Source organism: Cobetia sp. 29-18-1 (assembly GCF_029846405.1).
GTDB lineage: Bacteria > Pseudomonadota > Gammaproteobacteria > Pseudomonadales > Halomonadaceae > Cobetia > Cobetia amphilecti.
In genome coordinates, this window is record NZ_JARWKS010000001.1 from 183280 (window position 1) to 208923 (window position 25644).

Annotated in this window: 20 protein-coding genes; 14 read left to right on the forward strand and 6 right to left on the reverse strand. The window is 64.3% G+C overall.

Annotated features, from left to right (window positions below):
- Positions 1 to 144 precede the first annotated feature (144 nt).
- The 3 genes from QD208_RS00820 (at position 145) to QD208_RS00830 (ending at position 4163) form a co-directional block, all read left to right on the forward strand.
- Complete coding sequence (locus QD208_RS00820) at positions 145 to 1257, forward strand: cell division protein ZipA C-terminal FtsZ-binding domain-containing protein (protein ID WP_279835283.1); 1113 nt, start codon at positions 145 to 147, stop codon at positions 1255 to 1257.
- Between the two features lie 432 nt (positions 1258 to 1689).
- Positions 1690 to 3792, forward strand: coding sequence for an NAD-dependent DNA ligase LigA (ligA, locus tag QD208_RS00825; protein ID WP_279835450.1), 2103 nt, complete (start codon positions 1690 to 1692; stop codon positions 3790 to 3792).
- A gap of 92 nt (positions 3793 to 3884) precedes the next feature.
- Positions 3885 to 4163: a YheU family protein gene (locus tag QD208_RS00830; RefSeq protein WP_043333752.1), complete on the forward strand. Its 279-nt coding sequence runs from the start codon at positions 3885 to 3887 to the stop codon at positions 4161 to 4163.
- Positions 4164 to 4332: 169 nt separating this feature from the next.
- Here the strand turns inward: QD208_RS00830 and QD208_RS00835 are convergent, their stop codons facing one another.
- Positions 4333 to 5643: a 2-hydroxycarboxylate transporter family protein gene (locus QD208_RS00835; protein WP_043333707.1), complete on the reverse strand. Its 1311-nt coding sequence runs from the start codon at positions 5641 to 5643 to the stop codon at positions 4333 to 4335.
- A 192-nt stretch (positions 5644 to 5835) separates the two neighbouring features.
- On the opposite strand from QD208_RS00835, the gene QD208_RS00840 reads away from it, so the two are divergent.
- Both QD208_RS00840 and QD208_RS00845 read left to right on the forward strand, forming a co-directional pair.
- Positions 5836 to 7653: a sensor histidine kinase gene (locus tag QD208_RS00840; protein ID WP_279835451.1), complete on the forward strand. Its 1818-nt coding sequence runs from the start codon at positions 5836 to 5838 to the stop codon at positions 7651 to 7653.
- 65 nt (positions 7654 to 7718) lie between these two features.
- Positions 7719 to 8456 (forward strand): response regulator, encoded by a 738-nt coding sequence (locus QD208_RS00845; protein ID WP_175089931.1) that lies wholly within the window; start codon positions 7719 to 7721, stop codon positions 8454 to 8456.
- A gap of 14 nt (positions 8457 to 8470) precedes the next feature.
- On the opposite strand, the gene mnmC is transcribed toward QD208_RS00845, so the two are convergent.
- The 3 genes from mnmC to QD208_RS00860 form a co-directional block, all read right to left on the reverse strand.
- A complete protein-coding gene (gene mnmC / locus QD208_RS00850; RefSeq protein WP_347881982.1) occupies positions 8471 to 10798 on the reverse strand; it encodes a bifunctional tRNA (5-methylaminomethyl-2-thiouridine)(34)-methyltransferase MnmD/FAD-dependent 5-carboxymethylaminomethyl-2-thiouridine(34) oxidoreductase MnmC in 2328 nt (775 codons plus the stop codon).
- Between the two features lie 141 nt (positions 10799 to 10939).
- Entirely contained in the window at positions 10940 to 11239 is a 300-nt protein-coding gene (locus tag QD208_RS00855; protein WP_043333710.1) for a YciI family protein, read from the reverse strand.
- On the reverse strand, positions 11239 to 11820 hold the full coding sequence (locus tag QD208_RS00860) for a septation protein A (RefSeq protein ID WP_043333711.1): 582 nt from the start codon (positions 11818 to 11820) through the stop codon (positions 11239 to 11241). Before QD208_RS00860 ends, QD208_RS00855 begins: the two co-directional genes overlap by 1 nt.
- Before the next feature lie 368 nt (positions 11821 to 12188).
- Here QD208_RS00860 and QD208_RS00865 point away from each other — a divergent pair, with 368 nt between their 5' ends.
- Both QD208_RS00865 and QD208_RS00870 read left to right on the forward strand, forming a co-directional pair.
- Complete coding sequence (locus QD208_RS00865) at positions 12189 to 13049, forward strand: PHP domain-containing protein (RefSeq protein WP_131432877.1); 861 nt, start codon at positions 12189 to 12191, stop codon at positions 13047 to 13049.
- Positions 13050 to 13114: 65 nt separating this feature from the next.
- Complete coding sequence (locus QD208_RS00870; protein WP_054555307.1) at positions 13115 to 13738, forward strand: L-threonylcarbamoyladenylate synthase; 624 nt, start codon at positions 13115 to 13117, stop codon at positions 13736 to 13738.
- A gap of 127 nt (positions 13739 to 13865) precedes the next feature.
- On the opposite strand, the gene QD208_RS00875 is transcribed toward QD208_RS00870, so the two are convergent.
- Positions 13866 to 14936, reverse strand: coding sequence for an ion transporter (locus QD208_RS00875; RefSeq protein ID WP_279835284.1), 1071 nt, complete (start codon positions 14934 to 14936; stop codon positions 13866 to 13868).
- 151 nt (positions 14937 to 15087) lie between these two features.
- Entirely contained in the window at positions 15088 to 16098 is a 1011-nt protein-coding gene (locus QD208_RS00880) for a CYTH domain-containing protein (protein ID WP_279835285.1), read from the reverse strand.
- 475 nt (positions 16099 to 16573) lie between these two features.
- On the opposite strand from QD208_RS00880, the gene QD208_RS00885 reads away from it, so the two are divergent.
- The 7 genes from QD208_RS00885 (at position 16574) to glrR (ending at position 25640) form a co-directional block, all read left to right on the forward strand.
- On the forward strand, positions 16574 to 17254 hold the full coding sequence (locus QD208_RS00885; RefSeq protein WP_043333713.1) for a TIGR00153 family protein: 681 nt from the start codon (positions 16574 to 16576) through the stop codon (positions 17252 to 17254).
- Positions 17255 to 17294: 40 nt separating this feature from the next.
- Positions 17295 to 18578 (forward strand): inorganic phosphate transporter, encoded by a 1284-nt coding sequence (locus QD208_RS00890; protein ID WP_043333714.1) that lies wholly within the window; start codon positions 17295 to 17297, stop codon positions 18576 to 18578.
- A 202-nt stretch (positions 18579 to 18780) separates the two neighbouring features.
- Positions 18781 to 19476, forward strand: a complete 696-nt coding sequence (locus tag QD208_RS00895) for an aspartate/glutamate racemase family protein (protein ID WP_279835286.1) — start codon at positions 18781 to 18783, stop codon at positions 19474 to 19476.
- 148 nt (positions 19477 to 19624) lie between these two features.
- Positions 19625 to 20935 (forward strand): amino-acid N-acetyltransferase, encoded by a 1311-nt coding sequence (gene argA / locus QD208_RS00900; protein ID WP_279835287.1) that lies wholly within the window; start codon positions 19625 to 19627, stop codon positions 20933 to 20935.
- Between the two features lie 1089 nt (positions 20936 to 22024).
- Positions 22025 to 23581, forward strand: a complete 1557-nt coding sequence (locus QD208_RS00905; RefSeq protein ID WP_279835289.1) for a HAMP domain-containing sensor histidine kinase — start codon at positions 22025 to 22027, stop codon at positions 23579 to 23581.
- Between the two features lie 4 nt (positions 23582 to 23585).
- A complete protein-coding gene (locus QD208_RS00910; protein WP_052384557.1) occupies positions 23586 to 24152 on the forward strand; it encodes a hypothetical protein in 567 nt (188 codons plus the stop codon).
- Positions 24153 to 24272: 120 nt separating this feature from the next.
- A complete protein-coding gene (gene glrR / locus QD208_RS00915) occupies positions 24273 to 25640 on the forward strand; it encodes a two-component system response regulator GlrR (protein ID WP_054555312.1) in 1368 nt (455 codons plus the stop codon).
- The last annotated feature ends 4 nt before the right edge of the window (positions 25641 to 25644 follow it).

Consider the following 25644-nt stretch of genomic DNA (forward strand, 5'->3'; position numbering starts at 1 on the left):
AGAGAGTGGCTCATCTTGTTGGGGTTGGTGCTGGTCGCAATCATCGTCGTTGATGGTGTGCGCAGGCTCCAACGTCAACGTCGAGTACCCCGACTGGATCGAGCGGGTACAGAGGATTCCACCGATGATGCGGGCAATCCCGCGGTGGAAGAAGAGGAAGAACGTGACAACTGGGAGCTGCCGAACGGCGGCTACCGGGTGGTTGGCGATTCCGAGACGCATGCCGAGGACGAGGAAGATGTCGTGCTCGACAATGCGCACGGCATCAAGGCCTCGCGGGTGACTCAACCGAGTCGTCCGGCGCAGCCCATGGAGCGTCGTGAAGCGCCGGAGCGCAAGGGCTTCGGCGAGCGTGCGGCTGCCTTCGGTGCACGTGCCAGCCAGTCAATGCGCGACGTGACGGCCAGTCTGGGCGCACGGCGTGATGATGAGCATGAGCACGACGATGCGCATCGTGAGCCCGTGCTCGGCAGTGCCTCCAGTGAGGAGGCCGAGACGGCGCGCGAAGACGACTTCCATGAGAAGCCGGTGATCACCGCCGAGGACGACAGCATCAGCGTCTCCTCCACCCAGGCCGATGATCTCGAGCCGATGGCCGAGATCGAGGAAGGTCAGGATGCGAGGACTGAGGCGTCCTCCGCTGGCAAGCCGGCCGATGTCGCCGACAGTGCTTCCCAGCGCCAGGAACCTTCACTGGAAGCGGCCGCCGCGCCTGCTGCCGATGCCACAGCGCCCGAGGATGATCGTCATCCGCTGGTGCTGCGTGCCGAACGCAATCAGGTTGATGACCAGCTCGCACGTGACACCCTGGCCGATGCCAGTGAAGTCATCATCATCTCGGTGATGGCGCGCGGCGATGAAGGCTTCAGCGGTGAAGACGTGCTGGGCATCTCGCTGGCCTGTGGTCTGCGTCATTCCGAGATGGGGCTGTTCCTGCGCCACGAGGAAGATGACGACGACAGCCCGCTGCAGTTCGCGATGGCCAACGTGGTCAAGCCGGGCATCTTCAAGCCGGCCGAGATGGTGGACAGCCAGCTGGATGGCGTCACCTTCCTGATGCCGCTGCCGGGCGCGGATGACACCTCCGCCGCCTTCGAGACCATGGTCGAGATCGCCATGCTGCTGGTGCGTCGTCTGGGTGGTGAGCTGAAAGATGAGAACCACAGCGTGATGACGGCCCAGACCATCGAGTTCAAGCGCCAGCAGGTGCACGAGTTCGAGCGTCGCAATCGTCTGCATCGCTACCAGGCCAACTGATCGACTTCCCAGCCATTCTCTGAGTCGAGCAGTCATGCCAGAACGCCAACGGCGACCTTCGGGTCGCCGTTGGCGTTTGCGTGTCCTGTCGACCTCTTGCAGCCTCTGACGGCCCCTGCCAGCCCCTGCCAGTCGCCCGAAGTGCTTGAATGTGTGGCCTGTCGATCACATTGAGTACAATGGCAGCATCAAGGCGCCCCCTCTGCCTGCAAGTCTTTGCAAGCCCTTGCAAGTGCATCAGGTCGGAGGGGGCGCCACCCGTTTTCAGGTCGCTCAGCGCTGCCTTCTGGCAGTGCTGGCGAGCCACTGTTTCGAGTGAGTGTCATGTCAGCCCAGGATGATCTGTTTTCGGCGCCCGCCGATGATTCCAACGCCTCGAGCGCTTCTCGCTCCGCTGCACCGGCCGCGGTGGAAGGCGTACCTGCCAAGGTGATGGAGGAGGTCGCGCAGCTGCATCGCGAGCTGCTCGAGGCCAGCCACCGCTATTACGTGCTGGATGATCCGACGCTGACCGATGCCGACTACGACACGCGCCTGCGCCGTCTCGAGGCGCTGGAAGCCGAATATCCCCAGCTGATCAGCTCGGAATCACCCACTCAGCGTGTCGGAGCCGCACCGGCCAGCGGCTTTGAAGAAGTGCAGCATGCGGTGCCGATGCTGTCGCTCAACAACGCCTTCGATGACGATGAGCTGCGTGCCTTCGTGCAACGCGCGGCGAAAACGCTGGAGCTGGGAGACGCTCAGGATGCGGGTGACGAGCTGAGCTTCTGCTGCGAGCCCAAGCTCGATGGCCTGGCCGTGTCGCTCATCTACGAGAATGGCGTGCTGGTGCAGGGCGTGACGCGCGGTGATGGCCGCACCGGCGAAGGTATCACCACCAATCTGCGCACCATCCGCTCGATCCCGCTCAAGCTGCGGGGTGATGATCTGCCGGAGCTGCTGGAAGTGCGCGGCGAGGTCTACATGAGCCACGCTGGTTTCGAGGCGCTGAATGCGCGCGGCCGCGACGAGGATGGCAAGGTGTTTGCCAACCCGCGCAATGCCGCCGCCGGTAGCCTGCGCCAGCTGGATTCCAATATCGCCGCTTCGCGTCCGCTGGAATTCTGCGCCTATCAGGTCGCGCGGGTGGATGATGCGCTGCTCGCCAGCGAGGCCGGCCAGAATCATTCCGGTCTGATGGCGCTGCTCAACGACTATGGCTTCCGCACCAGCCCGCAGCTTGAGGTGGTGCGCGGTGCCCAGGGCATCATCGACTACACCCGTCGCCTCGGCGAGCAGCGTGATGGCCTCGACCACGACATCGATGGCGCGGTCATCAAGCTCGATGCACTGCGTCTGCAGCGTGAACTGGGCTTCGTGGCGCGCGCCCCGCGCTGGGCCATCGCCTACAAGTACCCGGCGCAGGAACAGGAAACCACCCTGGAAGGCGTCGATTTTCAGGTCGGACGCACTGGCGCGCTGACACCGGTCGCCCGGCTGGCACCGGTGCAGGTCGCCGGTGTGGTGGTCTCCAACGCCACACTGCACAACATGGACGAGGTGGAACGTCTCGGCGTGCAGATCGGTGACAGCGTCATCATCCGCCGCGCCGGCGATGTCATCCCGCAGGTGGTGCGGGTGGCCAGCGAAGGCGCCAGCCGTGAAGCCATCGTGCTGCCGGACGGCTGCCCGGTGTGCGGCTCCGAGATCGAGCGCCTCGAAGGCGAGGTGGTGGCACGCTGCGCGGGTGGTTTGATCTGCGCCGCGCAGCGCAAGGAAGCCCTCAAGCACTTCTCCAGCCGCAAGGCGCTGGATGTCGATGGCCTCGGTGAGAAGCTGATCGAGCAGCTGATCGAACGTGAGCTGGTCAAGACGCCGGCGGACCTGTTCCACCTGGAAGCTGCCACCCTGGCCGAGCTGCCGCGCATGGGCGAGAAGTCCGCCGCCAATCTGGTCGCCTCGCTGGACAAGAGCCGCAACACCACCCTGGCGCGCTTCATCTACGCCCTCGGCATTCGGGAAGTCGGGGAAGCCACCGCCGCGAATCTGGCCACGCACTTCGGCACGCTTGAAGCGTTGCGTGCAGCGGATCAGGCCGCGCTGGAGGCAGTGGAAGATGTCGGCCCCATCGTCGCCGCGCATATCCATACCTTCTTCCAGCAGCCGACCAACAACGAGACGCTGGATGCGTTGCTCGCCTGTGGTCTGAGCTGGGAAGAGGTCGAGATCGGTGAGCGCCCCCAGCCGCTGGCAGGCCAGACCTGGGTGCTGACCGGCAGCCTCGACAGCATGACGCGTGATGAAGGCAAGGCACGTCTGCAGGCGCTGGGCGCCAAGGTGGCGGGCAGTGTCTCGAAGAAGACCGCTGGTGTGGTCGCCGGCGAGGCAGCGGGTAGCAAGCTCGAGAAAGCCATGCAGCTGGGCCTCACGGTGCTGGACGAAGAGACCTTCGTGAAGCGCCTGGCCGAATGGGAATCCGGTGCTGATGCACAGCAGGACAATCCGCAAGACAGTGCGCAAGCCAATGTGCAGGACAGCGCGGGAGAGGATGCATGAGTACGGATACGCTGAACGATGCACCGGAGGCGGCGTCACGCCACCCTGATGATGGACAGGAGCTACCCATGAGCCAGATGCCACTTGATCAGATGGACCCGCGGGACCGCTTCATCGAGGTGCCGCAGACCATGCTGCCCGCCGATACACGGCGCGCCCTGCTGGAAGCCTTCGTCACCCGCCAGGGCTATGACACCACCGATGTCGGTGAAGGCATGGCCGGTTGGGTCGCGGAGCTGGAAGGCCAGCTGTCACGCGGCAAGCTGCTGATCGTCCATGATATCGGCACCGAATCCACCGAGGTGATGACGCTGGAGCAATGGCAGTCCTTCGGTCGCCAGCTGGCGGACGACGAGGAAGAGGGCGACTGAGCCCGGCCAGCGGTCATGCTGTGTTGAGCATGCCCTGATCCTTACCCTGCCCCTGAGCTCGGGGCTGGAAACGACAACGCCCCTGGCACAGGCCAGGGGCGTTGTCGTTCATGAAGCGCCAGTTGTTGCACCAGTTGGTGCGGTTAGTGGCGTCTGGCGCTGCGCCGGATCATGCGAACCACATCGGCACGACCAGGCTCGAGATCAGCAGAATCAAGGCCCCGCCCAGGCGCGAGGAAATCTGCGCGAAGGGCATCAGCTGCATGCGATTGGCCGCCGAAAGCACGGCGACGTCACCCGTGCCGCCCATGTTGGCCATGCACAGGCCAGCGGTGATGGCCGACTCGATGGGATAGAAGCCGACCAGCTTGCCCACCAGACCCGCACCGAAGGCGGCGCCCGCGACGACACCGAACACGATCACCACGTAGGTGATGGTGATGGCATCGATCACCTGGCCCAGATCGGTATAGGCCACGCCGATGCCGAACAGCAGCGCGAAGGTCCAGTTGCCTGCCACGAACCGGAACCATTGGGCGGCGGCCTGATTGATGTTCTCCGGTACCAGGTTGGCGCACTTGAGCACGGCGACCGCGATGATCATCAGCGCGTAGGGGTGCAGCGGAATGACCTTGCCGAGAATCTGGCTGGCGACGAAGAAGCTCAGGGCAATCACCATGCCGATGCCCAGCTGGGACAGGTCAGGCGTGCTCTTCTCTTCGCGGACATTGACGCCCGGCATCATCTGGCCGCCACCGGTCAGTGACGGGAAGCGCTTGCCAAGCCCGTTGAGCAGCCCGGCAATGATGATGGCGAAGACATTGCCCAGGGCCAGTGCCGGCACCAGGATCGAGATATAGTAGCTGGCCGGTTGCCCCAGCAGCTGCTCGTAGATCTGGCTCATCGGCACGGCGCCGGCGCCCATGCCGCCGCCCATGATGGGCAGGGCGATGACCATGACGGCATCCTTGGGCGAGAAGCCCATGACCCAGCCGACCAGCATCGCGAAGAGCGCCGCGAACAGCACCGAGCACAGCAGTGGCAGCGCGAAGCGGGCCCCGACCTTGACCAGCACGCGGGAGTCCATGCCGAGAATGCTGCCGGTGATCAGCGCCGCGATGTAGAAGTTCAGAAAGCCACCGGCCTTCATGAACTCACTGACATTCGCCGTGACCTCCTGCGGCAGCCAGCCGCTGTAGACCAGCGCTGCGGCACCGAAGATGGCGAGAATGGCGCCGCCACCCAGATAGCTGTTGATGATCGGCAGGCGGTCGCCCAGAAAGCCCAGCAGCTCCCCGAGAATCATCATGACCAGCAGCGCGCCGATCATGCCGGCAGGCAGGGTGTCGGTGGCGATGGCGGCGACAAGAACCAGGAAGGACAGGGCGAAGATCGGCAGCGACATGCCGAAGATGCGCGTCTTCTGCCAGGGGGACTCTGCGGCAGGCGTGGCCGTGGCGGTCTGCGAGGAATGTGTCATGCATGCTCCTTGTCCTGCACTCTGTCGTTGCAGGACCTGTTGTCATGCCCGGACGCGTTGGCGTGGCATCGCGGGATCGTTTGGGACGGGGAAGGGACATCATGTTCGCGCACTGGATGCGCGTCACAGGGAGCTTACGGTGTGGCTCCCGAGGGCCAAGTTTTGCGAATTAAAGAAAGCCTTTTGAAACTTATGAAAGCGCCGGCTGCCGCTCGCCCATGCGCGGGGCCGAATGGCCATGCCACCAAGGGGGCACATGGCTTGTCCGGCGTGTTGCGGCATTCTCAACCCGGGCTGAGCGCGCTGACCTCATTGCTCGCCGCCGGCATGGTGATCGTCAGCCTGCTGGTCGCGGCCTGGCTCTTCAGTGCCCAGCTGGAGCGGACCCAGCGCGAGATTCAGGGCCAGCGCATTGCCGCCCTTGCCCAGCGCATCGCGCGTCTGCCCGAGGTGCGTTCTGCCCTGAGCGAGGCCAGCTCACCGCAGGCTGCGCCTCCTGTCGCGGACAGCCGCCTGGCGGCACGCATCGAGCGACTGCGTCGGGAGAATGCCGTCGACTTCATCGTGGTGATGCGCCCGGATGGCCTGCGGCTCAGTCACCCGGACCCCGCACGCATCGGGCAGCCCTTCCAGGGTGGCGACGAACAGCGTGCGCTTGCCGGTGCCTCCTACCTCTCCGAATCCCGCGGCACGCTCGGCGAAAGCCTGCGCAGCTTCGTTCCGGTCATGGCGAATGCGTCCAGGGGCGGTGAGCGCGCCGTCGTCGGTGCGGTGGCCATCGGGATCACGCTGGATTCCCTGGGGCGGCGTCTGGCCGATGAGAAGCGCCAGCTGCTGCTCGGGCTGGGTGTGTTGATGCTGTTCGGCACGCTGGGCGCACTGGGACTTGCGCGCTATCTGCGCAGGCAGCTCAAGGGACTGGAGCCGGCGGCCATCGCGCGGCTGGTGGAGGAGCATCAGGCGGTGCTGGCCAGCCTGGAAGAGGGCATCATCGTGGTCGACCCCGAGGGGCGGGTCACGCTGGTAAATGCCGCGGCGCGCGAGTTGTTGGGGGCCTTGCCGACGCTGGGAGAGCGCCTTGATGACTGGTTGCCAGACACCGGCATGCGTGAGTGCCTTGTTGCGCGCCAGCCGGTGAGCGAACAGGAGGAGACCCGCCTGCGCCAGGTGACCCACCGCGGGCGGCGATTGCTGGTGCGTTGCCAGCGAGTGCATGATGGCGAGCTGCTGATGGGCGGCGTGCTGGTACTGCGCGAGCACGATCGCATGCAGCGCCTCGCCGAGGAGCTGACCGGCGTCCGCCGTCAGGCGGAGTCACTGCGCGCCGCGCGCCATGAGTTCCGCAACCGGCTGCATGTGCTGTCGGGCCTGACACAGATGCAGGACCTCGCCGGTCTGCGCGATTATCTGGCGTTGCTGGTGGAGCGGGAGTTGCCGGCGGATGCCGCGGCCGCCGAGCGCATCGCGGACCCTCTGCTGGCAGGTCTTCTGATCGGCAAGCACAGCGAGGCGCGCGAGCGTGGCATCGCGCTGGCGGTCGAGCTGGAGATCGAGTGCCATCATGGCCGCTGCGCTGAGTGGGGAATGTCACAGGACGAGGGCGCTCAGGCCGAGTTTCCGGTGCTGGAGCGTAGCTTGAGTCATGATCTGGTCAGCGTGATCGGCAATCTGCTCGACAATGCCTTCGAAGCGCTGGAGGAGGTGGGCGCTGACGCTCACGCCCCGTCTGTGACCCTGGGGTTGATGCTGGAATCACTGGACCCGTCGGCAGAGGCGCAGTTGTCGATCAGCGTGGCGGACAACGGCCCCGGCATGCCGACGGAGCTGAGGCAGACGGCACGCATGGCGGGGGTGAGCAGTCATGGAGAAGGCCGCGGGCTGGGCCTGTCGCTGGTGCAGGAGATCGTGACCGCGCGCGAGGGAGAATGGCACCTCTATGCGCCCTCGGGCGGCGGTACCCTGGTCGAGCTGACCCTGCCTTGCCGACTGCTGACTGGCGCGGCGCCCTGATAGTGGCCCGGGCATCACGGGATGGCGTAGCGGCCGGAACTTGCACAACGAAGGAGCCAGAGCGCATGCGTGTACTGATAGTCGAAGACGACCCCATGGTCATGCGTCTCAATGTCGAATACCTCAGTCGCATCGACGGCATGCGCCTGGTGGCCCAGTGCGAGGATGTCGCGACGGCACTCGACGTGCTGGCGCAGGAAGCGGTGGACCTGGTGCTGCTGGATGTCTACCTGCGCAGTCGCAGCGGGCTGGAAGTGTTGCGATGGCTGAGGCGCCACGCCGCCCCCGATATCCAGGTGATCCTGATCACCGCCGCCAGTGAGGCGGACACGGTGCGCAGCGCACATGCGCTCGGGGTGTGCGATTACCTGGTCAAACCCTTCAGCTTCGCCCGTTTTCAGCAGGCGTTGGCACTGGCGCGTCGCGGGCGCCAGCAGCTGGAGAGCCTAGAGGGTGAAGTCAGCCAGCAACAACTGGACCAGCTCTTCGGCGTGCAAGGGCTGGTCAGCGGCGCTGCGGGCGCGGTGCCCGAGGGGCGCCTGCCCAAGGGCGTGACGGCGGCGTCTCTAGCCCTGGTGGCCAGTGCCATCCAGGCGTTGCCGCGTGAGGAAGGCAGCTTCACCAGTGAGGCGTTGCTGCCTGCCACCGGCATGTCGCGAGTGACCATCCGCAAGTACCTGCGCCATCTCGCGGCCTGCGGCATGCTCAGCGAGGCCTTCCACTACGGTCAGATCGGCCGGCCATCCTTCACCTATCAGGTCATCGACCGTCAGGCCCTGTCCAGACAGTGCCGTCAGGCCTGAGTGATACCGACCTCTCAACGCCGCTGGACGATATCGCGGATCAGGCGGCGTCCCGGGTGCAGGTGCTCGGCCAGTTCGCGTTCCAGCGGCAGCGGCTCGCCGCACAGTTGCGAGGCGATCAGTTCGGCGCACAGCGGGGCGGTGGTGAAGCCGCGTGAGCCGTGTGCGGTGGAGAGCCACAGGCCGGGCAGGTGGGCGCCGCTCGACTGTGGCACGCGCTTTTTCGCATCGAAGGCCATGGCGGCGTAATCCTCACGCCATTGCGCGGCGTCCGGTGCCGGGCCGGCCAGCGGGCTCTTGTCCGGGCTGGCGGCGCGCCAGGCGACACGTCCCTGCCAGTCATCGTCTTCCAGCCTGACGCCACGCGCCTGCTCCCAGGCGGCGACGAAGGCGGGCAGGGCACTGCGCAGTTCAGCGACATTGGCGGCGTGATCCGCCTCGCGGACTGCATCATCCTCATCGCGTGGGGCGAAGGTCGCGCCGAAGCTGAGGGTCACGCTGCCATCGGCGTGGCGCTGATAGGGCGAGACATAGCCACCGGCGCACACCACGCTGTCGAGCGCGGGCAGGTGCGCGGCGTGTTCCGGCGCTACCGTGATCTCGCTGACCTGGCCGCGAATCGGCTGCAGCGGCAGGTGCGCGAGCGGCTCGGGCAGGTGAGTCTGCTCCCCCAGCGCGACGATCAGCTGATCGACTTCAATGCTGGTGCCGTCGCTGGTCTGCAGCTGCCAGCGTGGCGCGCCGTTGCCAGTAGCCCCGCTTTCCTCGGCCCCCAGCGACTGAATGGCCTCGATGCGCGCCTGCAGGAAGCGGATGCCCGGGGTGGCGGCAAGATGCTGGCAGAGTGCGCTGGGGCGCACCCAGCCCGCGATCGGATAGTAGAGGCCGTCGAAGGCGATCTCGCTGCCGGCGATCCGGCTGGCCTCATTGGCGCTGACCGGCGTGAGCAGCGCCTCGGGCAGCGGGTGGTTGTCGAGGAAGCGTTGCTGGCGCTTGCGCTCACGCTCGCTGGTGGCCAGCTGCAGCACGCCGCTGGCGGACCACAGGGTCTGCTCGGGGTCGAGGCTTGCCAGCCAGCGGCGGCTGTACTGCAGCGCGGCCAGTTGGAAGCGACTGGCGGGGTTGGTCTCGGCGGCCAGCTTGACGTATAGCGCGCCCTGGCGATTGCCGGAGGCGCGCGCGCCGGGGGCTTCGGCATCGATCAGCGTGACCTTCACGCCGCGCCGCGCCAGCGCCTCGGCGCAGCTGGTGCCAGCGATACCGGCGCCGAGTACCGCGACATGCGTCTCGCGAGCGATCGGCGCGGGCTGCGAGGGCTGGGTCCAGGGCTGCTCACGACGCAGCGGATGAAGGGCGCCACGCACCGCGTGCTCTTTCATGGGGGCATGGCCGGACGCGGGTGAGGCATCAAGCCCCATCAGTTCGGCGCGCGCGGCGGCGGTCGGTTCGTCCAGCTCGCCGCAGATCATCTCGCGCTTCATGCCGTGGCCGGGCACCTTGCGCCACACGAAGCCTGCTGCGCGCAGGCCACGCCGCACGAAGCCCGCGGCGGTGAAGGTGGCGAAGGTCGCCGTGGGGCGCGAGACACCCGCCATGGCCGCGAACAGCTCGGGTGACCACATCTGCGGGTTCTTCGACGGCGAGAAGCCATCGAGGAACCAGGCATCCACGCCACCTTCCAGGCGCGACAGGCGCTCCACCGCATCGCCGAAGTGCAGGTCCAGGGTGATGCGCTCATCCAGCCACAGGCGGTGCACGCCGAGAACGGCAGCGGGCCATTGAGCGACCAGCGGCTTTGCCAGTGAGGCGAGGTCCGGCCAGGCGGACAGCGCCCGCTCGAGATCCGCGGCGCGCATCGGGTGCTTTTCCACCGAGATGACATGCAGGCGCGCCTCGGCTGGCGCCGTCGCCAGAAAGCGCTGGGCGGCGCACAGGATGTTGAGACCGGTGCCGAAGCCGGTCTCGCCGATCACGAAGGTGCGCGCTTCCCGCCAGTCACGGAAACGCTCGCTCAGACGATTGCTGTCGAGGAAGACGTGCACGGTCTCGGCGCGGCCATCGTGGATCGAGAAGTACACATCGCCGTAATCGGTGGCCTGTGGCGCGGTGTCGTCCCACTCGAGCTGCGCCTCCTCCAATGCCGCCAGTGGTGCCAGTGGCACGCTCGGCACTACGCCGGGCGCCGTGACCGGCTCGATCGCGCTCGGTGGCGTCGTGGCAGGCTTGCGTGCCGCGGTGGCCGAGGCTTCCTGCGGCGAAGTCTTCCGGGCTGACGAGGCGGCCTGATCAGGAGCTGACTGGCCGGGAGCGGGCTGGCGGGGAGAGGAAGGGTGATCGTTCACGGGCATTCCTGGCAGGAGGTCGAGCGGGAGAGCAGCACAGCGAGACAGCGGCAGAGCAAGGCCTGCAATGCAGACGACGGACAGCCAGGCTGTCCGTCGTCTGTGAGAAACCGCCGGTCAGATGACCGGTCGGACGCCGGGCTAGGGCAGGGTCTGCTTGAAGGGCTTCACTTCGGCGCTTTCATAGACACCGGCGATGACGAAGGGATCGGCATCGGCCCACTTCTGGGCGTCTTCGAGGGAATCGAACTCGGCGATGATGACGCTGCCGCTGAAGCCGGCTTCGCCCGGTGCTTCGCTGTCGATGGCCGGGTTGGGGCCGGCGATGACCAGACGACCGGCGGCGTGCAGCGCTTCCAGACGTGCCAGATGCGGCGGACGCGCCGCCATGCGTGCTTCGAGGCTACCTTCGACGTCCTGACAGACAATGGAGTAGAGCATCACGAATCATCCTTTTGAGAATTGGTCGAGGAAGCGTTCTCTTCCTGAGGGGCCTGCACCATGTGACGGGACAGGTAGACGCCCTGAACGATGACGAACAGCAGTGTCAGACCGAGCATGCCGAACAGCTTGAAATCGACCCAGATGTCTTCCGAATAGTGGCTGAAGACGTAGATGTTGAGGCCGCCCATGGCGAGGAAGAATACCACCCAGGCCAGATTGAGGCGGTGCCAGATGGGGCGCGGCAGCTGAATCGCCTTTTCCATCATGCGTTCCACCAGCGGCTTGCCACCGAACAGCGGCGACAGCAGGAAGGCGACGGCGAACAGCCAGTTGACCACGGTGGGCTTCCACTGGATGAAGGAGCTGTTGCCGAACAGCACGGTCGCGCCACCCAGCACGACGACCAGCGCCAGGGTGACCAGCTGCATCTTCTCGACGCGCTTGTGGCGCCAGTAGATGTACAGCACCTGCGCGAGGGTCGCGGGAATCAACACGGCGGTAGCCATGATCATGTCGCCAGTCATCTTGTAGACGGCGAAGAAGATCACGATCGGCAGAAAGTCGAGCAACATCTTCATGGGTAATGCGCACTCCTGAACACGACGACGCAGCCGTCGGGAAGGCAAGGGCCTGTGCGAGTGGTATCCTGTCTGACACCAGCGGCGCACCCTTGCCTGCATGTGCTCATTCTGCCGCCATTGCTGCCTGCTGACAAAGCCCCTGTGTGTCCGGGCGCGCAACGCAGCCAATACTGCCCGACGCCTGGCCCGCTGGATCGCCTGCATCTCAGGCATCGCGTGGCACAGACGTTCATCCCGAGAGGTTCCCCGTGTCCGACGTTCTGTCCGACTCTTCGCCGATTTCCACATCCCGCAAGCCGATCGAGTTTCGCCCGCTGCCGGAGCGCTTCGATTCCGATATTGAGGTGCCGGACATCGACCTGCACATGCATTCCACCGCCTCCGATGGCGGCATGGCACCGACAGAGCTGGTGGCCCTGGCCGCGCGGCGCGGTCTGTCGCGCATGTCACTGACCGATCACGACAGCATGGAAGGCATCTTCGAGGCCCAGCAGGCCGCCCGCGCCGAGGGAATCTCGTTGCTGCCCGGCTGTGAGCTGTCGGTCCGCTGGCGCAACCAGACCATCCACATCGTGGCGTTGATGCCCGAGGGCGCCGGCGATGCGCTGAGCGCCGGTCTCAAGCAGCAGCACGAGGCGCGTGAACGCCGCAGCCACGAGATCGCCACGCGCATGGAAAAGCTCGGGCTCGAGAATGCCTTCGAGCGCGCCCGGGAGCAGGCCACGCTGAGTGGCTCAGGCGACCGCCCGCTGTCACGCCCGGATTTCGCCCGCGCGCTGGTCGAGGCCGGGATTGCACGCAACCTGCAGGACGCCTTCAAGCGGCACCTGGGCGCGGGTCAGAAAGGCGACGTCAAGGCGCACTGGCCGGAGATGGAAGAGGCGGTGGGCTGGGTGCGTGCCGATGGCGGCATCGCCGTGATGGCGCACCCGATGCGCTACAAGCTGACGCGCACCAAGCGTGGCGAGCTGCTGCGTGACTTCATTGCCGCCGGCGGTGAAGGCGCGGAGCTGGTCAGCGGCTTCCAGAATATCGATCGCGCGCGTGACCTGGCGCGTCAGCTGGATGAGCTGGGCCTCTACGCCTCCGTCGGCAGTGACTTCCACTTCCCCGGCGGCCCGCTGGCGCCCGGCAGCATGAGTCCGCCGCCCCGCACCAAGGTGCCGCCCGTGTGGTGTCATCCGCGCATCGCGCCCTTTTTTGCGGCCGACGCTGCCTCCATGTGATATCAAGAGATCACCGTGACGCCAGTCCGCCTGCCGGGCTGGCGCCCAGACGCAAGGAGCACCGCATGGGACAGTTCTTCCAGATTCATCCCGAAAATCCCCAGAAACGCCTCATCGATCAGGCCGTCGCCATCATCCAGCAGGGTGGCGTGATTGCCTATCCGACCGACTCCGGCTACGCGCTGGGCTGTCATCTGGGCGAGAAGAAGGCCATCGAGCGCATCAAGCGCCTGCGTCAGCTGGACGACAAGCACAACTTCACCCTGGTGTGTTCTGACCTCTCGGAAATCGGCACCTACGCCAAGGTCGACAACGCCATCTTCCGCCTGCTCAAGAGTCACACGCCGGGCGCCTATACCTTCATCCTGCAGGCGACTTCCGAAGTGCCGCGCCTGCTGCTGCACCCCAAGCGCCGCTCCATCGGCGTGCGCGTGCCAGACCACGCCATCACCCACGCCCTGCTGGAAACCCATCGCGAACCGCTGATGAGCGTGACGCTGATTCCGCCTGGTGAGGAGCTGCCGATGACGGACGCCGAAGAGATTCGCGAGCGCTTCGGACACGCGCTGGATCTGGTCATCGACGGCGGCGCCTGCAGCTTCGAGACCACCAGTGTGGTGGACCTGCGCGAGCTGCCGCCGGTGATCGTGCGCGAAGGACGTGGCGATATCTCGAGCTTCACTGAGTGATCGCGACAGCGTAGCGCTTCACGGCGCTGACATCGCCTTGCCATACGAAGACGCCCCCGGACCTTGCGGTCGCGGGGGCGTTGTCATTTCCGAGGAGTTGTCGTGTGCTGAGTGATTCTCGGCTTCGTCAGCTGCGGTCGCTATCGGGAGGCCCGCTATCGGGAGGCCCGCTCTCGGGAGGTTCTGGCTGATCGTCCGATGGCGTCTCTGCGTCAGGCGCAGATTCGGGATCCGGCTCTGTCTCAGGTTCCGGCTCAGGCTCCGGTTCCGGTTCCGGCTCGCGCGGGTCGCGGGTGTCCTCGTCCAGCCAGGTGCCGCAGAACTTGCAGTACTTGGCGTTGCGATCATGGCCTTCACGACCACAGCCCGGGCAGGCTTCGTCGCTGGTCTGCTGCATGCGCAGGCCGTTGAGGACCTCGGCCGAGAACACCCCGGTGGGCACGGCGAGAATCGAGTAGCCGAGAATCATCATCAGCGCCGAGATGAACTGCCCCAGCGGCGTGATGGGCGCGATGTCGCCATAGCCCACCGTCGTCAGCGTCACCACGCCCCAGTAGAGCGCCTTGGGGATGGAGGTGAAGCCGGCCTCGGGTGGCTCGATCAGATAGATCAGAGCGCCGAACACCGTGACGATGCTGAGCACGGTGATGAAGAACAGCAGGATCTTGCGCCGGCTGCGCGTCATGGCCTCGACCAGCATGCGGCCCTCGCCGACGAAGGCCATCAGGCGCAACACGCGGAACAGGCGCAGCACACGCAGCACGCGTACCACCAGCAGGGCCTGGGCGCCCGGAATCAGCAGCGACAGCCAGGTGGGCGCGATCGACAGCAGGTCGAGCACGCCGTAGAAGCCCTTGGCCCAGGTGCCGGGATGCTTCAGGCAGTAGAGGCGGACGGCATATTCCAGCGTGAAGATGATCGTGAAGCCCCACTCCATGATGCGGAACAGCTCGCCGTATTGCGCATTCAGCGAGGGCACGCTGTCGAGCATCACCACGGCGACACTGGCGAAGATCATCAGGATCAGGCCGATATCGAAGGCCTTGGCCGCCTTGGTATCGGATTCGAAGATCCAGTGGAACAGCCGCGCGCGCAGGCGGCCCGTCGCGGGCTCGTAGTCACTGGGGTGCGAGGATGTCGCTGGGGGGCTTTGCGGCGTGCTGCCATATTCATTGGCAGGGCCCTGGCGTTCAGGCATGCAGGCTTCCTTGACGGGCGTGACGACGCCGGATGAATGTCAGGGCGTATCGGGGGTGTCTCAGTGTGTGACCTTCAGTGACTGCCCGGCCGTTGTCCATCAGCCAGTGGTCTAGCGCCTGGCGGCTGGGCAGTCAGTGTCGTGCTGAGATTCAGCCGCGCAGCGTCGCGAGCAGTGACAGGCTGTGCTGGCCGAAGTCGCGAGTCGCCCAGTCCTGTGAGGCGTCGCCGTCGCTGCTTTCCAGCGCCTCGACCAGCGCCACCGCATGGATATGGCCGGGATGCTGGCTGGCGGCCAGCCGTGATGCAAGGGCCGACAGGGCGGCCAGCGCATGCGCGTGCCACTTGAGGTCGTCTTTCGCCTGACGGTCGGCGTGGGCATCGAGCGCATCGATGGCGGCGGACAGCAGCGCGCCGGGGTCAGCGGTATCCAGCGTCTTCTCATGCCATTCGCCATCCCGCAGCGCCGCGCCGCGCTTGGCCTTGCTGGCATCCGCCGGGCGCAGTGCCAGGCGGCTGGCCAGTGAATCCGCCAGCTGCCAGAGCACGCCTTCTCTCACCTCGGGGGCGAGTTCTTCGCCGCCGGTCAGCTCGAGCTCGATCTCCTGGATGGCCACTTCGCGACCACTGGCCTTCACCGCGCCCAGGTCCAGCGCCATCTCGACGCCGACGGTGACCTGCTCGTCGCTCACATTCGCGTCGCTGCGTGTCGCCTTGACGTCGATCTGCCAGGCATGACGCTCGAAATCGGTGCTGAAGCTGGGCGCGAGTGCACTCAGCAGCTGCTCGCGGGCGCCGTCTTCCAGCGCCTGCAAGGGCGGCAGGTCACGCAGGCCGTCGAGGTCGAGGCCGGTCTGGCCCTTGGGCAGCTCCCACTCCCATTCGCCGCGTGAATGCAGTCCGCCATGGCTCTCGCCGCTGGTCTTGAGCGTCTGGCGCAGGGCACCCGTACTGTCGGCATCCTCACCGCTCCGGCGCAGACGCAGCGCCATGCGCGCGCGCTCCAGCGCATGCTCGGGGGTGTCGAAGTAGGTGTTGGCCAGCCAGCGCCGCCTGGGGGCGACCGTTGCCAGTTCTGCAATGCTCGTCAGTGTCTCCAGAATGGCATCGCGATCAATGACGGGTTGAGACAGTGCCAGTTTGAGTTCGATTTCCTGCGCCATGATGGGCACTCCCTGTACGGATGAATGAAGACAGATGCTGACGGATGAGGGTGACAGCGGCGCCAGGACCGCAGAGCCTCCGGCAAGCGTGGTGCATGGTGATGAAGGCTCATGTGTCTCATGCTCGCGCCTGGCCCGCGGCAAGGCAAGCGCGGGGAGGGCGGAAGGGCATGCGGGATATCGGTCTGTCGGCCGAATCACACTTATATGACAGCATGATGACATTGAAGTGACAGCAATTGCCTGTCGTCACGTCCTTGGTTATATTACGAACAGTGGATAAAGCCAGCGACCACGAGTCCTGCCGCTACATGACAATCTCTCTTCTGGAATCCTTCGTGTTCCCCCGAACTGCCGCTGTTGTTGCGTAAATGACAACAGCAAGGCGGTATCATGACGTTACGATGAAAGTTATGTGATCGTCACAAAGGCTTTGCTACACTCCGCGCGTCAATCCTTAACGCCGACGGCCACTATGGTAACGACCAACCCTTTCTCTTCGATGTTCGGGCGCTCGCCTTTCAAGGCGCTGCACACCCACATCATCAAGACCGACGAGTGCGCCCAGCACTTGCTGACCTTCTTCGACGCCTGCGAGCAGGGTGATTGGGAGCAGGCAGCCAGCATTCGCAAGACCATCAGCGGGCTGGAGCGTGAAGCGGACGAGTTGAAGACGCAGCTGCGTCTCAACCTGCCCAACTCGCTGTTCCTGCCGGTCTCGCGCTCCGACCTTCTCGAGCTGATCCATGTCCAGGATTCCATCGCGAATGTCACCAAGGACATCGCCGGGATCATGCTGGGTCGTCATATGCAGATACCCACCGCACTGGTGCCCGCCATGCGTGAGTATCTCAAGACTGCGGTCGAATCGGTCTGCCAGGCGCGTCGTGCGTTGGGTGAACTGGAAGACCTCGTCGAGTCCGGTTTCGGGCGCAACATGAGCGAGCTGGTCGACAAGCTGATCAACGAGCTGCATGAGCTCGAGAAGCAGTCCGACGAACAGCAGATCGCCATCCGCCAGACCCTGTTCTCGCTGGAAGCCAGCCTCCCGCCCGTCGATGTGATCTTCCTCTACAAGATCATCGATTGGGTCGGCGATGTGGCTGACCAAGCGGAAAAGGTCGGTACCCGACTGCAGATCCTGATGGCGCGCTGAGCGCCATCAGGACGTCCTGCCATCTGTCCAAGAGTCTTCTATGTCCATCATTGCTCAATACGGCGATGTGCTCGTCATTCTTGCCTGTCTGTTCGGTTTCTTCATGGCATGGGGTGTGGGTGCGAATGACGTCGCCAATGCCATGGGAACCTCGGTAGGTTCCAAGGCGATCACCATCAAGCAGGCGATCATCATCGCCGTGATCTTCGAATTCCTCGGTGCCTGGCTTGCCGGTGGTGAGGTGACTGACACCATCCGCAAGGGCATCATCGACCCGTCACTGCTGATCGAGAATCCGCAGTTCCTGGTCTACGGCATGCTGGCCTCGCTGCTGGCCGCCGGTATCTGGCTGCTGATCGCTTCCATGAAGGGCTGGCCGGTCTCGACCACCCACTCCATCGTCGGCGCCATCGTCGGCTTCTCCGCTGCGGGTCTGGGTGTGGATGCCGTCGAATGGACCAAGGTCGGTCAGATCGCGGCCTCCTGGCTGGTCTCGCCGCTGCTGGCGGGCTCCATCGCCTTCGTGCTGTTCAAGTCCGTGCAGACGCTGATCTTCGACAACGAAGACCCGTTCGCGGCCGCCAAGCGCTACGTGCCGATGTACATGTTCCTGGTCGGCTTCATCATCTCGATGGTGACCATGGTCAAGGGCCTCAAGCATGTCGGCCTGCACCTGAGCTTCGAATCCAGCCTGCTGCTGGCCGTCGTCATCGGCGCCATCGTGATGGGTATCGGCGTGCTGATGGAGCGCAAGGTCGCGCGTTCACGCCTCAAGGAGAAGAATCGCGCCACCGGTGACGACTTCGACTTCAGCGGCGTCGAGAAGGTGTTCGGCCTGCTGATGATGTTCACCGCCTGTGCGATGGCCTTCGCCCACGGCTCCAACGACGTGGCCAATGCGGTCGGTCCGCTGGCGGCCATCATCAGCGTCGTCGACTCTGCCGGTCAGATCGGCGCCAAGGCGAGCATGCCGTGGTGGGTCCTCGTGCTGGGTGGCGGCGGTATCGTCGTCGGCCTGGTCACCTATGGTCGTCGCGTCATTGCCACTGTCGGCACCGGCATTACCGAGCTGACGCCGTCACGCGGCTTCGCGGCCACGCTGGCCGCCGCCTCGACCGTCGTGCTGGCCTCCGGCACCGGCCTGCCGATCTCCACCACCCACACCCTCGTCGGTGCGGTGCTGGGGGTAGGTCTGGCACGCGGCATGGCAGCGCTCAACCTGCGCGTGATCGGCACCATCGTGATGTCCTGGCTGATCACTCTGCCGGCCGGCGCGATCCTGTCGATCCTGTTCTTCTTCATGTTCAAGGGCATGTTCGGCTAAGCCGACGCATGATCCAGAGCTGAATTGGAAAAATGAGAAAGGCGACCTTCGGGTCGCCTTTCTCGTGTCTGAACGGTATGTTGATCAGCATGTGATGAACTGGGGTGTTTCCCTTGCCTACGCTGGTTTGAATCGTCGTTCTTGTAGGTAGTCATCCAGACCTGTACGTGGCTTCAATCTCTCTGTCGACAAGGATTCGCTGATGAAGACTATTGGTCTGTTGGGAGGAATGAGTTGGGAATCCACCGTCAGTTATTACAGCGCTATCAATCGCGAAATCAATGCGCGCCTGGGCGGTCTTCATAGCGCGAAGATCTGCTTGCAGAGTGTGGATTTCAGTATCATCGAAAGCTATCAGCATGCGGGTGAGTGGGACAGGACGGCTGACATCCTTGCAGAGTCAGCCAAGGCAGTAGAGGCCGGAGGGGCTGAATGTCTGGTGATCTGCACGAATACCATGCACAAGGTCTTCGCAGAGATAGAGACTGCGATTTCCATCCCTGTCATCCATATTGCGGATGCCACGGCAGCGAAGGTGCTCGGCGACGGCATCAAGAGCGTCGGGCTGCTGGGCACGCGTTTCACCATGGAGCAGGGTTTTTATAAAGGTCGCCTTGCCGAAAAGTTCGGTATTGACGTCGTCGTTCCGGCAGAAGACGAACGCCAGCTGGTACATAAGATAATTTATGATGAATTGTGCAAGGGCGTCATCAAGCAGGAATCCCGCGAGGCATTTCTGGCTGTGATTGCGGACTTGTATCAACAAGGCGCTGAGGCGGTAATTCTGGGGTGTACCGAGATATCGCTATTGGTAGAGCAAGCTGATACTGATGTTCCTCTCTACGACACTACGGCGATTCATGCGCTTGCAGCCGTCGATTTTGCATTGGCAGAGTGACGGGGGCAGTGAAGGGCGGTCGCCTTTCTCATGTCTGACACATGGTTGTCAGGGGGCACCGCTCGCCGTGCAGCCTGCGGCGCTGATATGATGATTCATGGGCATGCCTGACATGCCATTTTCCCTCTCTCCTGCCCGGAGCTGGCTCTTGAACACGCGTTTCCCCTTCGCGGACTGGTTTCGCAACTCCTCTCCCTATATCAATGCCCATCGTGGCCGCACCTTCGTCATTCTGATCGAGGGCGATGCCCTGTCCTCGTCACGACGAACGCAGTTGATACAGGATCTGGCGTTGCTGCATACCCTCGGCGTGAAGCTGGTGGTGGTGTTCGGGGTGCGCCCGCAGGTGGCCGAGGCGTTGCAAGCTGCCGATATCGAGGCGGACCGCCATCAGGGCCGCTGGGTAGTGACTCGCGAGATTCTCGGCCATCTGGAGCAGCAGGTCGCCACGCTGCGTCTGCGTCTTGAGGCGAGTCTGTCCCAGGGGCTGCCCAATACGCCGCTGCATGGCGTGGAGCTCTCCGCCGTCTCCGGCAATCTGGTGATGGCCAAGCCGCTGGGTGTGCGTCATGGCGTCGACTTCCTGCATGGTGGCGAGGTGCGCCGTGTGCGCAGCGAGGCGATCCAGGGGCTGCTCTCGCAGCAGGCCATCGTCGTGCTGCCGCCGCTGGGCTATTCCAGCACCGGCGAGGTGTTCGATCTGGACGCCGCTGAGGTCGCCGAACACGCCGCCGTGGCGCTGGCCGCTGACAAGCTGATCCTGCTTGGCGAAGGGGAGGGCCTGTTCGGCGAAGACGGCGAGCTGCTGCGTCAGCTCAATCCGGAGGAAGCCGCACTGATGGCGCCGTCCCGCGATGACGACAGTGAGCTGTCGCGCCATCTGGCTGCTGCCTGTGGCGCCGCACGGCGCGGCGTCGGGCGCACTCACCTGTTGAGCTGGCGCGACCGTGATGCCCTGCTGGGCGAGCTGTTCACCCGTGACGGCATCGGCACCATGATCACGCGTCAGGGCTACGAGCAGCTGCGCAAGGCGCGGCTCGAGGATGTCGGTGGCCTGCTGGCACTGCTGGGGCCGCTGGAGCAGCGTGGCATTCTGGTGGCCCGCTCGCGTGAGCGTCTCGAACATGAGATCGACGACTATGTGGTGCTGGAGCGCGATGGCATGGTCATCGGGTGTGCGGCGCTGCACCTCAGCCGTGACGCCGCCATGGGCGAACTGGCCTGCGTGGCCGTGCATGATGACTATCGCCGCGGACAGCGCGGCGAGCAGCTGCTGGCCGAGATCGAGCTGCGCGCGCGTCGCGCCGGCGTCGAGCGTCTGTATGCGCTGACGACCCATACCGTCCACTGGTTCATCGAGCACGGTTTCGAGTCGGCCGGCCTGCAAGACCTGCCGCCCATGCGTCGCGAGGCCTACAACTCGGCGCGTAACTCCAAGGTATTGCTCAAGTCGCTCTAGTCACACCTCACTTGCCTGCCAGTGTGAATCGCCCAGAGAACACCCGCTGATGACCTTCCTCGATGAGGGCTGATCAGCGGGTGTTCTTGCGTAGGTGTCGCAGTTTTTCCCCACCCCTTGCGGGATTGTCTTGCAAAGGAGACGTTTCAAGATATTGATTCAAAAGGGAAAAATAGCATGCTCCGTATATGTGTTGGCAAATCGCGACGAATCGGCCAGTAAAACACGACTCTGTGTGCCGCCCTGGGCAACATTGGCATGCCTATCGCCGTGACCATCTTTTCAAGTCATTGTTTTGTAATGTGTTTTCGCGTTTATGGCACGCCTTTGGCAATAGGTACCTTGAGCAAGAGATATGAGGTGCATTACCGGCCCTTTCTCTGGCCTTCCAGCGATGACGGTACTCACTACCCTGTGCGCTCCGTGATCGCTGACAGGCCAAGCGTCTGCTCCACGCGATGTGTGACTTCAGGTTGCGATGAGACAGGTACGGCCCCTGGTGGGCATGGACAGTATCTTGAGGGCAAGGACGCCCGGGCAAGGATGCCCGAAACCGATGCGGTAGCCGGAGAGATTGGCTGCCGTCATCCCCGAATTGACGATCGAGGCGGGCAAGTCGGCAAGCCATCCGACTCGATCATCCACATTGCGATGTGTTGCCCCCTGCTTCACATCCGATAGGGAGCGCGGACGCTGTCCGGCGTGAACGTCAACTGACCTGGAACGACCACCAGGTGACGTTCTTTTCTCCCGGGACTGACAGGCAGACCACCTGTCAGACCCGCCAATCACGTGGTGCCTCTGGTCTCCAGGTACCAGAGGCACCACGTGATGACTGACCCTTCAGTTCCCTGCGTACTTGGGGCCGGCTATGCCGGCCCTCTTTTTTTGTGCGTCTAGCGCTGAATGGCCAACAATTTCATGCGAAACGTTGCCAATGGGGCGGTTTGTCTCGTGGCGGCGTAGTGATTTGAATAAGAGTCATATTTATTAACGAACTGGCAACCGCGATGGACGCTGGTGAACTCTGGTATTCTAGGAAGACGTGATTCGATGATGACCACCCCTTTCTTGCATAGAGTTCTTTCCATGGCCTCCACAGTGTCACGACGCTGGCGTCCCCGCTCGCTGCCGCAGCTGGTTCTGATGGCATTTCTGGTGGTGATGCTGCCGATTGCCGTGCTCATGTTTCAAGCAGGGCAGGCGCTGTCGGAGTTGTCGGAACTGGCGGATGTCAGTGCCCGCCAGGCCGTCGACCAGACCCGCCGCGCCCGCACGCTGACCAATCTCGCCGTCGAGATGGAGCGTAGCGCCCGCCAGTACGCCGTGCTGGAAAATCCTGATCTGATGAAGATCTACGCCGACAAGGCCAACAGCTTCCGCACCTTGCTGGATGAGCAGGCGCGCCTGTTGGGCGAGGGCGACCCCCGCGTCAGCGAATTGAAGGCGACGCTGTCACAGCTCGAGCGCATGCCCGAGATGAGCGTCGATCAGGTCAGTCGCCATCTGGAAGACTTCGGGCCCTTCTCGATCCAGGCCAGCGGCCTGCTCAACTCCACGCGTGAACTCGTCGATGCGCGTATCGAAGGCATCCGCGCCCGCGCCTCCCAGGTCAAGAATCAGCTGTGGTGGCAGACCGCCGCGCTGGTCTCCATCAGTCTGCTGTTGATGCTGTTCTTCACCTGGCTGATCATCCGTCCCATCCGGCAGCTGGAACGCCGCATCAATGGCCTGGGCAGCGGCACCGACAGCGAGCGACCCATCGTCATCAAGGGGCCGGCGGAGCTGGTGCAGCTGGGCGAGCGTCTCAACTGGCTGTCGACGCGTCTGGATGAGCTCGAGGAGCAGAAGCAGCAGTTCCTGCGTCACATGTCGCATGAGCTCAAGACCCCGCTGGCCAGCATCCGTGAAGGCACCGGCCTGCTGATCGACGAGGTCGCCGGGCCGCTGAGTCCGCACCAGACCGAGATTCTTGGCCTGCTGGATGACTCCAGCAAGGAATTGCAGAAGCTGATCGAGCAACTCCTCGACTACAATCTGCTGCAGCACAATCAGGGCCTCGAACAGAGCCGCTTCGATGTGCATGAAGTGTTCAAGGAAGTGCTGGCAAAACATCGCCTGGCACTGGAAAAGAAGGGCATGCGCGTGCATCTTCCGCCTGCCAGCCTCAGTTGGGAGGCGGACAGGCCGCGTACCGGGCGGATTCTCGACAACCTGATCTCCAATGCCATCGCCTACGGCGAAGACAGTGGCGACCTGTGGTTGAGAGCCCGCAAGGAGCGTCGCAAGCTGATCATCGAAGTCGCCAACAGCGGTGAACCCATCGCCGCCCAGGACCGTGACCACCTGTTCAAGCCCTTCTATCAGGGCGCGGTGAAGCGCAAGGGCCCGCTCAAGGGCTCGGGCATCGGTCTCTCGGTTGCCGCTGACAGCGCCCGCGCCCAATATGGTCAATTGGCGCTGGTGGATGACCCCAAGGCGGATGTCTGCTTCCGGCTGACATTGCCGACACCGAGTCGCTCGCTGACGTCAGGGGAAGGCGGCGAGCATGAACCGCAGGCAGACAGGGATGCCGCCGGAGCGGATCAGCAGTCCACACCACATGAAATGGCGTCATTGAACGCCATCAAGCACGCAAGGAACTGAAGTGATGAAGGGTCAACGACTACTGATGCGCCTGGCTGCAGGCGTGTTGCTCAGTACGCTTAGCGCCTGTGGCGCCCTGACCAATATCACCATGCCGGGCAGCGAGCCGGAAGTGGTCAGCCCGAGTGTGCGGGAGAGCTGCTACGGCGCCGGCGACCTGCCGGACTTCACCGGCGAGGACTGCCTGCTGGATGAATGGGTCGCCTTCGCGCTGCAGGCCCAGCGTGGCAACAGCGGCTGGCGTGAAAGCACCCTGTTGCAGCTGGAAGGCAACCGCCACGACCGTCGTCTCGCGCGTGCCATCGTGCTCAGCTGGGGCGATGAATCGGACTGGGAGCTGGCCTCCGACCTCTACAAGGCGGACCTGCCCACTGCCCCGAGCCGCCTGCAGCCGCTGCTTCGTCAGTGGCTCAATGGCCTCGAGGAGCGTCGCGGTCTGATCGCCGAGCGTGACAAGAATGACGGTGCCCGTCGCAAGCTCAGCGCCGAGAACGCCCAGCTGACCAAGAAGCTGGAAGCCTTGACGGCCATCGAAGAATCGATCAATTCGCGCCGCCAGAGCACGCCCTGAACCCTCAGCGGCAGACTCTGGCCACGACCCTGTCACTCAATCCCCGCGATTGCATGACGCAAGACTGTGCGGCCCCGACGTCGATGTCCCAGGCCCTCGGGTGTCGCAAGGAGAGTTAGTGTGAAATACGCACAAGCGCATATTCTGCTCGTCGATGATGATGCGAGCCTGCTCAAGCTGCTCGGCATGCGTCTCGAAAGCCGTGGCTTCAAGGTCACGACGGCCAGCAGTGGCCGCGAGGCGCTCAGCCGTCTCGAAGCCGCACGTCCAGACCTGGTCCTGTCCGACCTGCGCATGGATGAAATGGATGGCATGGCCCTGTTCGGTGAACTGCAGAAGCGTCAGCCGGGCATGCCCGTTATCCTGCTGACCGCACACGGCTCCATCCCTGATGCCGTCAGTGCCACCCGTCAGGGCGTGTTCAGCTTCCTGACCAAGCCGGTCGACAAGGACGAGCTGTTCGCCGCCATCGATGAGGCGCTGGCCCAGGCGCCGCCCGTAAAGGAGGGTGACGATGCCTGGCGCGCTGGCATCATCACTCGCTCCCCGCAGATGGAGCAGATTCTCGAGCAGGCGCGCATGGTGGCGGCATCCGATGTCAGCGTGCTGGTCACCGGTCCGTCCGGTTCGGGCAAGGAGCTGATGGCCAAGGCCATCCACAACGCCAGCCCGCGCGCCTCGCGTCCCTTCGTCGCCATCAACTGTGGCGCGCTGCCGGAGCAGCTGCTGGAAAGCGAGCTGTTCGGTCACGCCAAGGGCTCGTTCACCGGCGCGGTCAGTGCCCACCAGGGCCTGTTCCAGGCGGCGGACGGCGGCACCCTGTTCCTCGACGAGATCGGCGACATGCCGCTGGCGCTGCAGGTCAAGCTGCTGCGTGCCCTGCAGGAGCGTCAGATTCGCCCGCTGGGCTCCACCACCTCGGTGCCCATCGATGTGCGCATCATCTCCGCCACGCACCGCAATCTCGACAAGGCGATGCATGACGGCGACTTCCGCGAAGACCTCTACTACCGCCTCAACGTGGTCAACCTGAAGCTGCCCGCCCTGCGCGAGCGTGCCGAGGATGTGCCACTGCTGGCCAAGTATCTGATCAGCCAGGCCGCCGCGCGCCACAAGCCGTTCGTGAAGGGCTTCTCGCCGGAAGCGCTCAACCTGCTGGCCTCCAGTGCCTGGCCGGGCAACGTGCGTCAGCTGGTCAACGTGGTCGAGCAGTGCGTCGCCCTGACCAGCTCCTCGATGATTCCGGAAGCGCTGGTCTCCCAGGCGCTGGCCGCGGAAGAGAACGCCTTGCCGTCCTTCTCCGAGGCGCGTGCCGGCTTCGAGCGCAGCTACCTGATCAAGGTGCTGAAGATCACCGAAGGCAACGTGACCCAGGCGGCGCGTATCGCCGGGCGTAACCGCACCGACTTCTACAAGCTGCTGGGACGACATGATCTGGAGCCGGGCGTGTTCAAGCCGGGCGCCGAGCAGGGTCCGCCTGATTTTTGATCTA